Source organism: Polaromonas sp. P3_C2, assembly GCF_056402675.1.
Map to the genome: position 1 here is coordinate 1 of NZ_JBFUGX010000096.1, position 8,979 is coordinate 8,979.

10 protein-coding genes are annotated in these 8,979 nt (G+C 60.1%); all 10 read right to left on the reverse strand.

The features are described 5' to 3' along the window. The coding region (locus AC1DWI_RS06290) for a hypothetical protein (protein ID WP_477724550.1) at positions 1–580 on the reverse strand (580 nt) is incomplete at its 3' end. Between the two features lie 29 nt (positions 581–609). After that, on the reverse strand, positions 610–1,449 hold the full coding sequence (locus tag AC1DWI_RS06295) for an SDR family oxidoreductase (RefSeq protein ID WP_477668521.1): 840 nt from the start codon (positions 1,447–1,449) through the stop codon (positions 610–612). Between the two features lie 21 nt (positions 1,450–1,470). Beyond that, a complete protein-coding gene (locus AC1DWI_RS06300; protein WP_477668520.1) occupies positions 1,471–2,226 on the reverse strand; it encodes an SDR family NAD(P)-dependent oxidoreductase in 756 nt (251 codons plus the stop codon). Further along, positions 2,216–3,055 carry a sugar phosphate isomerase/epimerase family protein gene (locus tag AC1DWI_RS06305; protein WP_477668519.1) on the reverse strand — a complete coding sequence of 280 codons (840 nt, stop codon included), beginning with the start codon at positions 3,053–3,055 and terminating at the stop codon, positions 2,216–2,218. Before AC1DWI_RS06305 ends, AC1DWI_RS06300 begins: the two co-directional genes overlap by 11 nt. Beyond that, positions 3,048–4,016 (reverse strand): class I SAM-dependent methyltransferase, encoded by a 969-nt coding sequence (locus AC1DWI_RS06310; RefSeq protein ID WP_477668518.1) that lies wholly within the window; start codon positions 4,014–4,016, stop codon positions 3,048–3,050. The genes AC1DWI_RS06305 and AC1DWI_RS06310 overlap by 8 nt, the downstream gene beginning before the upstream one ends. Before the next feature lie 7 nt (positions 4,017–4,023). Then, positions 4,024–4,461: a VOC family protein gene (locus tag AC1DWI_RS06315; RefSeq protein ID WP_477668517.1), complete on the reverse strand. Its 438-nt coding sequence runs from the start codon at positions 4,459–4,461 to the stop codon at positions 4,024–4,026. Next, positions 4,458–5,834 carry an aspartate aminotransferase family protein gene (locus AC1DWI_RS06320; protein WP_477724551.1) on the reverse strand — a complete coding sequence of 459 codons (1,377 nt, stop codon included), beginning with the start codon at positions 5,832–5,834 and terminating at the stop codon, positions 4,458–4,460. Before AC1DWI_RS06320 ends, AC1DWI_RS06315 begins: the two co-directional genes overlap by 4 nt. A gap of 8 nt (positions 5,835–5,842) precedes the next feature. Beyond that, entirely contained in the window at positions 5,843–6,568 is a 726-nt protein-coding gene (locus tag AC1DWI_RS06325; protein ID WP_477668515.1) for an acylneuraminate cytidylyltransferase family protein, read from the reverse strand. Next, complete coding sequence (locus AC1DWI_RS06330) at positions 6,565–7,152, reverse strand: D-sedoheptulose-7-phosphate isomerase (RefSeq protein ID WP_477668926.1); 588 nt, start codon at positions 7,150–7,152, stop codon at positions 6,565–6,567. The genes AC1DWI_RS06325 and AC1DWI_RS06330 overlap by 4 nt, the downstream gene beginning before the upstream one ends. 2 nt (positions 7,153–7,154) lie before the next feature. Then, a partial coding sequence (locus tag AC1DWI_RS06335) for an N-acetylneuraminate synthase family protein (protein WP_477724552.1) occupies positions 7,155–8,979 on the reverse strand: 1,825 nt, incomplete at its 5' end.

Below are 8,979 nucleotides of genomic sequence, written 5' to 3' on the forward strand. Positions count from 1 at the left end.
GGTATTTCTCGCGTATTCGGACATACATCCGGCCTTCGAATCCTTTTTTGGCATAGGCCGGTATACCCAATGCCTTGAAGGCAAAGTTGTAAAGGACCAGGAATAACCGGTCGGTCCACGAAAGATGCCGGTCGTGGAAGCTGCTGTTGTTGAAATAAAACCCAATGCCTTCGTCGTAGAGATAAACCTGTCCACCAGCGTGCCGCATCTGCGTGGCTAGAAATGCGTTGTTGATTTCATATTCCGTTGTGATGACAAGCAAGTCTCCCGACCGGAACTGAAAGCGGTGCTTTAGCCGTATCTGGTGAAAATATGCCTTCAAGTAACTTATTGGATTCTTGAAGCTGAGGCCGGAACATAGCGGATGGACGTCCACCGGCTCAAGAGCGAAGCCTAGCGACCCTGCCAACTGGTTGCGCGGTGACCGGTGTGAAATGAACGTCACGCCGGACTTGGGAAGCCGATTCTCTTCTATGATCGACAACGCCAGGTTGGTGTGATGGTCGTTGTCGATTGAGAAATAAACCATACGTGTGCAAAGCCGGTGAGAGTGGTGATGGGGGTTGGTGGTTGATGCCATCGCAGCGCTGAACGGCCCGTGGGACGCTGCTACCAGACCGACCTTCCTCCGTCCATCACGATATTTTGGCCATTCATATACGAAGAGGCGTCCGAACAGAGGAATTGCACGGCGGCACGGTACTCGTCGCCAGCCGCCATGCGGCCCAACGGGATCAATGCGCTGAGCCGGGTCACGAACTCTTCGCCCTGGCCATTGAACACACCGCCCGGAGAAATTGCATTGGCGCGCACGCCCTGTTCTGGCCAGTAGGTTGCGAGGTAACGCGTCAAGCCGATCAGGCCAGCCTTGATGACGGAGTAAGTAACCGGTTTGACGGGCTGCAGATGCTCGGGCAGTCCCGGTTTGCGATACAGGCGTTGGTCCGGCGAGAACACCGAAAGGTCTGATGCGATGTTCAGGATTACGCCGCCCTTGTCGTCGGCGGCCATCGCAGTGCCGAAGACCTGGCTGCACAGGAACGCGCCGGTCAGCCCGACCGCGACTTGCAGATTCCATTGATCGATCGGAAAGTTCTCGAGACGAGAGCTTTCGACCATGCCGGCGCCGGCCGTAACCTTGGGGTCAATCGCCGCGTTGTTGACCAAAATGTCTATCCGTTGTCCGGCAGCCGCGAGTCGCGCGGATAGCGCGGCGACCGCTTCCGGGTTCGAAACATCGAGGATCGCCGTGTGGATGCGGTCGATTTCCGCTGTGCCCGCGAGAAATTCCCTGGCCGACGCGAGTGCGTCCTCGCCGATGTCGGTAAGCACCACGCTCGCGCCGCTTTCGAGCAGGGCCGCAGCGTGTTGCCGGCCGAGCAAGCCTGCGGCACCCGTGATCAGCGCGGTTTTTCCCGTGAGATCGAACTTTTTGAATGCGGTAGTCATGGGTGTTCCTTCGAGTTGCCGCTATGCGCGGACCTGGCCGCCGTCGAGTGTCCAGACTGCACCGGTTGCAAAACCCGAGCGTGGTGAGGCGAGGTACGCCGCCAGTTGACCGATGTCCTGCGGCGTACCGAGGCGCGCCAGTGCGACGTTGGCGGCCAGCATTGACTGCACGCCATTTGCATCGGCTGCCAGTTTTCTGTCCCACACGGAGCCGTCAAACAGAATGTTGCCGGGTGCTATCGCATTGATGCGCACACCCTGGGCGCCGAGTGGTCGGGCAATGCCGCGCACGTAGGCGTGCAATGCGGCTTTGGCAGCAGAATAGGTAACCGGTGCACCCGGAATGACCTCGAGCCCGCAGATCGACGAGATGCAGATCACAGCGCCGCGCGAAGCGGCGAGCGCGGTACGCGCTGCCTCGACCGTATGGGTGACGCTCCAGAGGTTTAGTGCGAACACGCGTTGCCATTCCTCGGGAGTCTCCAGGCCTGGTGCCACCGAACGGCCGCTACCGACATTGCAAACCAGAATGTCGAGCCTGCCGAGCGCCCGAGTCGCTTCATCGACAACCTGTCGTGCCTGGCCTGCGTCGGAGACATCGCCCGCGACAGCCGCCGCGGATTTCAGGGTCATAGATGCCAACTTCAAGGCATCGGCGTCGCGTCCGTTTATCGCGACCCTACAGCCCTCGGCTTGCAGCGCCTCGGCAATGGCCCGGCCGATTCCGCGTGAGGAACCGGTGACCAGGGCTGTTTTGCCGGTGAGTTCAAGCTCCATGGCGTGCTATCCAGTTGACAGCCATGTCGCGGTAGCGGCAAAGCGCGCCTGCATGGTCGCCGTCATGTGCCCGGGCGGTTTGCAGGATGTAATTGCCTTTGTAGTCAACTTTTGCGAGTGCCGAAAAAACAGTTTCGAAATCAGCGCTGCCTGTGCCAAGTGGCACCGTGGTACCGCCGAGCACGCGATCTTTGATATGCACGTTGACGATGCGATGGCCGTAGGCCGCGATTTCGTCGGCAGGCCGCATGCCGAGCCCAGCGCTGTTGCCAATGTCGTAGTTCACGCCAAACAATGCTGGATCCAGCCGTTCGATGAAACGTGCGAGCTCGGACGGCCCRAAATCCGACTCAAAGACCACCTGCACGCCAAGTTCGGCCAGCAGCGGGGCGTGAGCCTGCAGCACGGAGACCAGTCGGTCTTCCTGAGCGCGTGTCGCCAGGCTGCCGTTGTCGACCAGTGGCAGGACCATCATGACGATGCCGACCGCGGAACAAGCCTTGGCCACGGCCCGAAAGTCTTCTTGCAACTGCTCGGCTTGCGCCGTATCGGCCTTCCAGAACGGACTCTGCATGAAGCAGTCACCGGTCAGCGAACCGATGCGTATTCCATGCGCTGCCCGCAGCGCCGTGATTTCCGCGCGGCCGGCCCCGGTCAGCAGCGGGTTGCTGTAGAGCAGGTCCTGATCGAGCGTCCACTCCATGAGGCCGAAGCCATGAGCCGCGGCCGTGGGAAACTCACCTTGCCAGCAGTCCCATGGAAAAGCCTGGATGCGGCCGTTGACGAGCGGCGACAGCCGTCCCTGCATGAAACCGATACGCTCAGACATTTTTGATCACCATCATCATGTTGGCGGTTGCCTTGTTCTTTACGAGTCGCGCGACGTATTCATCGTTGAGTGCTTTCATCTTCGCGGTGAGCCAGGCCGACATATCGGTGTCCGTGCCGGCCAGGTCGATTTCGCTGAGGCCAACATTGCAGGTCGCCTGGGGTCCGTTGTTCATGATCCAGTTCAGGTGATTCAACAGGTTGTAGTCCTGAGTGAATGAGATATCGATCTGCGCGTTGCCGAAACCCGCGAGCTGCGCGGTTTTCCTTAGTGAGTCTTCGGTGAAGTAGTGCAGATGCGCTGAATGGTAGAAGAACTTCTGGTATGCCTTGACATTCCAGACCGACAGTAACGGGTCGTTGAGGTTGGGCACTTCAATAAACAGCGTCGCACCTTTTTGGGTCGACTGTTGCAGGTCGCGCAGAAACACAACGGGATCCTCGACGTGTTCGAGCACCTGGAATGCACAGACCACATCGTATCGCTGGTCCGCAAAGCGGGACTCGCGCAGAAATTCTGAGTCCGCCTCTATGTCCAGCTCCGATGACATGAAGTCACAGCAGGCCTTGTCGAGCTCAATCGCGTTGACGAGCGCCACGCGATCCTTGACATTGACCAGGAACTGCCCCGATGAGGCGCCGACTTCCAGCAGGCGGGTTTCGGCCGACAGGTATGGCCTGATGGCCTTGAGCCGATCATGCTGGTAATTTTTGTAAACGTCGAAAATCTCGCGCGCGTTGGTCGCCGCGGCTTCGGCATTGTGCGAATACTCCTGGCGGTAATTCTCTGCGTAGTAGGCTTTGGCGTCCGGTGCCTGATTCTCCGAAAGAAAACCGTGTCGGCAGGACTCACAATAAAAAACGATACCTGTGCCTCGTCGCAAAGTAGTAGACAGCACGCTGGCGGTTGCTTGCCTGCAGAGCGGGCAACTGGCTTGGTGAGAGTGTTGGGTGAAGATCATTGTGGGATCATTCCTGCAATATTTCGACCAGTTCCAGCAATACGCCTTCGAGCCCCCGGCAGTAGGTGACCTTGACCTTGCCGTCTGGGGAATGCTGTGGTGGTGCAAAAAAAGTGACGCCCGCACCTGCGAGCTTTTTGCAGAAGGCGTCAATATCTTTCACGGTCATTGCAACATGCGTAAAGCCGGTGGAATAAGGTGTTCCGGTCCAGGCTGGCCTGTCTGGGTGCGAATGGAAATAAAGCAACTCGATCATGCCGCCTTCAGGTGCGGTAAGTTTCGACGTTGTCAGGCGTACGTTTTTCAGGCCCATCATTGCGTCGATGTGCGGCCCGGACTCGTCCATCTGCCGTGCCACGGTGAACCCCAGCAGGTCCCGCCAGAAGCGCAGCGCCGCATCGAGGTCGGCGACGACCAGGCCGGTATGGCGAATCTGCGTGATCATTTGGCCGCGATCTCGGCGATAGCCTCGCCGAGCACATCCACACCTTCGAGCAGGGCTTCGTCGGTAATCGTCAATGGCGGGCCGATCTTGATCGATTCGCGTCCGGTATGCACGACCAGCAACCCCTTCTGCATGCAGAGTTCGGCGACCTGGCTCGTGAACGGGCCGTCGGCCGCACCGGTCTTGGGGTGCTTGAACAGTACCGCCGCGATCAGGCCTCGACCCAACAGGTGTGAGATGCGGTCGGGAAAACGCGCCTGCAGTTTGTGCAGTGCGGCAAACAGCAGCTCGCCCTTGCGCGCGGTTTCGGCGACAAGATTGCGATCTTCCATCTCCTCGATGACGGCTAGGCCAGCGGCGCAGACCAGGGGGTTGGCTGAGTGCGTGCTGCTCATGTTGCCGACATCGGGCAGGTCCATGATCGCGGCGCGGCCGATCACGCCGGACAGCGGTACGCCTCCGCCCATGCCCTTGCCGCAGCAGATCAGGTCGGGTGTCACGCCGTAGTGCTGGAAGCCGAAGGCCTTGCCGGTGCGGCCAAAGCCCGCCTRCATTTCGTCAAAGGTCAGCAGGATGCCATGCTTGCGGCAGACGCGCTCGATGGCCTGTACATATTCTGGCGGGTAGAACACTGCGCCCCATCCCTGGAAGGTTTCGAGCATGAAGCCGCAAACGTCTTGCGCAATGTCGATGCCGGCCTTCTCGAGCCTGGCCAGGCTTTCGTCCAGAAACGCTTCCGGCGTGCGCCCGGCCAGGGCCCATGGATAGGGGAACGGGATGTGGTGAATGTCGACATCCTGGTAGCCTATCCATTCGCGCTGGGCCAGATTACTGCTGAGCATTTGCGCGCCCATCGTGCGGCCGTGCCAGTTGCCTTCGATGCAGATCACGCCGCGGCGGCGTTTGCCTTCCTTCTGGCCGTTCATGCGCATGAGCTTGAGTGCGCCTTCGGTCGCCTCGGTGCCGGCCGAAAGCAGGAAAGCCTTTTCGAACGGCGCACCGGCGAACGCGACCAGTTTTTCGAGATAGCGCGCGCGGTTTTCGTTCGCATAGGCATAACAACCATAGAGCGGGCGGTCCAGCGTTTCTTTCATGGCGGCGGTCACGCGCGGATTTGAATGTCCGACGTTCGCGACAAAAATGGTCGAGGTGAAGTCGATCCACCGATTCCCGGCGGCGTCGTAAATGCTGTAGTCCTCGGCCCGATCCCAGACCAGCGGCAACTGCCCGTGCATGGAACGCGATTCGCAGGCCTCAAGCCGTTCGAGCACTTCGCGCGTGCCCGGCGTCGGGATCGCGGTCTGGATCAGGCGGTTGGCGGTCGAGACCGGTGGAACGGATTGGGGCAGGCGGGAAARGGAATGTGCGGCCATGATTGTCTTCAGTTGAAAAGTTTTTGTGACACACCCGGCATCCGGGTGATCTGGAATTCCAGGTGTTCGAAATCGTCAAGCGTGTCGACCTCGACCACCGATGGCGTGATGAAGGGCAGCACATGGTTGCCGTGCATCAGACCCGACTTCCGGATGAACGCGCTCGACAGCACATCGACATAGCCATTGGCCTGGTAGGTGTTCGGAAATTGCTGGCGCGCGTTGTTCGCCGCGTCAAGCTCGGTATTGTCCGCACCAAGGCGCTTGAGTTGACCTCCCTCCGCCATCTCGAAGGTCTTGTAGGCCGACTCGGACATCTCGTGTACCGATCGCAGCGCGGTTGCTTGCGGCGCTGCGATGAAAGCTTTCACTGCGTCATCGATTAACTGCGGGTCGCGCAGTGGCGTGGTTGGCCTGATATGCACGATGTATTCGGGCTCGCCGCTTTCGGCTGCCAGCCAGTCGAGCGCGTGGACAATGAAGTCATAGTCGGTCGAACGGTCGCCCGAGATCGCTTCAGGGCGCAGGAACGGCGCTTCGGCGCCGAGTTTCCGTGACAGCGCTGCGTATTCGGCCGAGTCGGTTGAAACGATGACGCGGTCGATGGTTGCCGACCGCAGGCAGGCGGCGATCGACCAGGCCAACAGCGCGTGGCCGCCAAGGGGTTTGATATTTTTGTGGGGAACTCCCTTGGAGCCCGCTCGCGCCGGAATCAGCGCCACGATTTTTGTCATTTCTTTTCGGCTCCCTTTGGAAAATACCAGGCCTCGACCAGGCCGCACAGAATATGCCCGACCAGAATGTGGCACTCCTGGATGCGCGCGGTTTCATTCGACGGAATACGCAGGCATTCGCAAGCTTCATTGAGCTTGCCACCGCTCGCGCCGGTCCAGGCGAATGTGCTCACACCGCGCTCGCGGGCGACCTTGACGGCCATCAGGATATTGGCACTGTTGCCGCTGGTCGAGATTGCGATGAAGACGTCCTCCGGTTTCGCCAGTGCCTCGAGCTCGCGCGCAAACACGAACTCATAGCCGTAGTCGTTGCCGATCGCGCTGATCGCTGAATTGTTGGCTGCCAGTACCACCGACGCGAGCGGCGCGCGGTCGAACAGGAAACGCGAAGTGAACTCCGCTGACAGATGCTGTGCATCGGCAAAGCTGCCGCCGTTGCCTGCAAAAATGATCTTGCCGCCGGCCTTCAGCGAGGCCAGGCAAGCCTGCGCGAGTTTCTCGATCTGCTGCAGCAACGCGCCGTCAGCCAGCAGCGCCTGCTTGACTGCGATGGACGCCTCGACCTGCGTCTTGATCTGCTCCATGCTCACAGGGTACCTTCCAGCTTTTCGAGCGCGATCCAGAAACCCTCGCCGCCGTTCTTGTGGCCCTGCCAGATCTCGGGGATGAACGAAGCGGTCGGGCAGCCTTTTTCCAGGATTCTGCCGAGTCGCGTGAAGTCGATGTCGCCTTCGCCGATCTGCAGGCCCTCGCCGTTAAGACCCTGGGCGTCGCCGAGATGCAGGTGCGCCGAGATCGGCGCGATCTTTTCGGCGAAGTCATAGAAGTCGATGCCGAAATGGTTGCAGGTCAGGCGCGTGTGCGAGATGTCGAAACACATGCGCAAGTTCAGGCGTTGGCACCAGTCGACGATTTCCTCGATGCGGACGAAGATGTTCTGGAAGCGCTGACCGCCGAAATGCCAGGGGAACGGCGCCATGGTCTGCGGGATCAGTTCGACGCCTTCCATGTCGAGTTCGCCGAGGCTTTTTGCGAAGCGTTCGTAATAGGCCGTGATGACGTCGGGCGGCAGCGGCGCGTCCATCGTGAAGCCGCCGATATTCGCGACGATCGGCGGTCGGATGGTCTTCGGAAAGAAGCGTTTGAGGCCGCGCGTGATATCGATGACGCGCTGGGTTTCAGCGATCGACTGGCGGCGGTAGTCTTCGTCGGGCGAGGCCAGATCCATCAGCCGGCTGTTGGCGAACAGCTCGGGCGCATGGACTACAAAATCACAGGAATAGGTGCCACTCAGGAAATCGTCCAGCTTGAGCTCCATGTCCGAATACGACAGGTGAAATTCGAACAGATCGGGTTTGATGCGCGAGTTGTATTCACCGAAGTCGTGATAGCGGACGGGTACTCCCCAGGGACGCTTGAAGCGGTAGGGCCGCGGCTCGATCCGTTCGTCCTTGAGGTCCGACGGATAGAAGAAGTCCTCTGCCGCCATGTCGTGCTGCAAGGTGCGGCCCAGCAGTTTTTCGTAGTGCTGCGGCGACAGGCCCTGGCCAGGGCTGCGCACCTGCACATCCTCAGGCCGGACGATCGAGCCCTTCTTGAGGGCTTTCGCGGCGACCAGGCTTTTTCCGAGGTTCTCACGGTTGATCATCTCGCCTTGCGAGATGCGGCGCTCACGGCCGTCACCGAGCGCCTGCTCAATCTCGCGGATACCCTCGATCAGGCGCTTGAATTCCGCATGCTCGAGGCTGGCCGCGTGGTCGGGGCCTTCCATGCCGCGGTCCAGCGTGAAGTGGCGTTCGATCACGCAGGCACCGAGGCCGGTCGCCGCCAGGGTAACGGCGATACCTCGTTCATGGCCTGAATAACCAACCAGCGGATGGATCAGTTTGAGTTTTTCCATCCAGCGCAGGTGGATGTCATGCAGCGGCGCCGGATAGGTACTGTTGCAGTGCAGCAGCACAAACGAAGCGTTGCGCTTGTTGAGGAAGTCGACGGTAACCTGCACTTCCTCGCGCAGGCTCATGCCGGTAGACAGGATCAGCGGTTTGCCGGTCGCGCAGAGCTTCTCGAGCAGCGGCAGGTTGGTCAGATCGGCCGAGGCGACCTTGTAGGCCGGCACGTGCAACTGCTCGAGCACGTCGACGCTGTGTTGATCCCACGGCGTGCAGAGGTAGAGAATGCCCTTGCTCCCGCAATAGGCTGCGAGTTCGCGGTGCTGTTCAATTGAGAGTTCGAAGCGGCGCAGCAGGTCGAGCACGTATTCGGTGCCGAGGTCCTCGCCGTCCTTGCGCAGGGTGCGCTGGCGATAGACCTCGTCGAGTTTGCGCAACTGGAACTTGGCGCAGTCCGCTCCCATCTCGACGGCCAGGTCGACCATCTGCTTGGCACGCTCAAAGCTGCCGTTGTGGTTG

Coding starts and splice junctions, on each gene's coding strand:
- AC1DWI_RS06295 (WP_477668521.1), bottom strand. CDS start 1,449: ATGACTACCGCATTCAAAAAGTTCGATCTCACGGGAAAAACCGCGCTG.
- AC1DWI_RS06300 (WP_477668520.1), bottom strand. CDS start 2,226: ATGGAGCTTGAACTCACCGGCAAAACAGCCCTGGTCACCGGTTCCTCA.
- AC1DWI_RS06310 (WP_477668518.1), bottom strand. CDS start 4,016: ATGATCTTCACCCAACACTCTCACCAAGCCAGTTGCCCGCTCTGCAGG.
- AC1DWI_RS06315 (WP_477668517.1), bottom strand. CDS start 4,461: ATGATCACGCAGATTCGCCATACCGGCCTGGTCGTCGCCGACCTCGAT.
- AC1DWI_RS06325 (WP_477668515.1), bottom strand. CDS start 6,568: ATGACAAAAATCGTGGCGCTGATTCCGGCGCGAGCGGGCTCCAAGGGA.
- AC1DWI_RS06330 (WP_477668926.1), bottom strand. CDS start 7,152: ATGGAGCAGATCAAGACGCAGGTCGAGGCGTCCATCGCAGTCAAGCAG.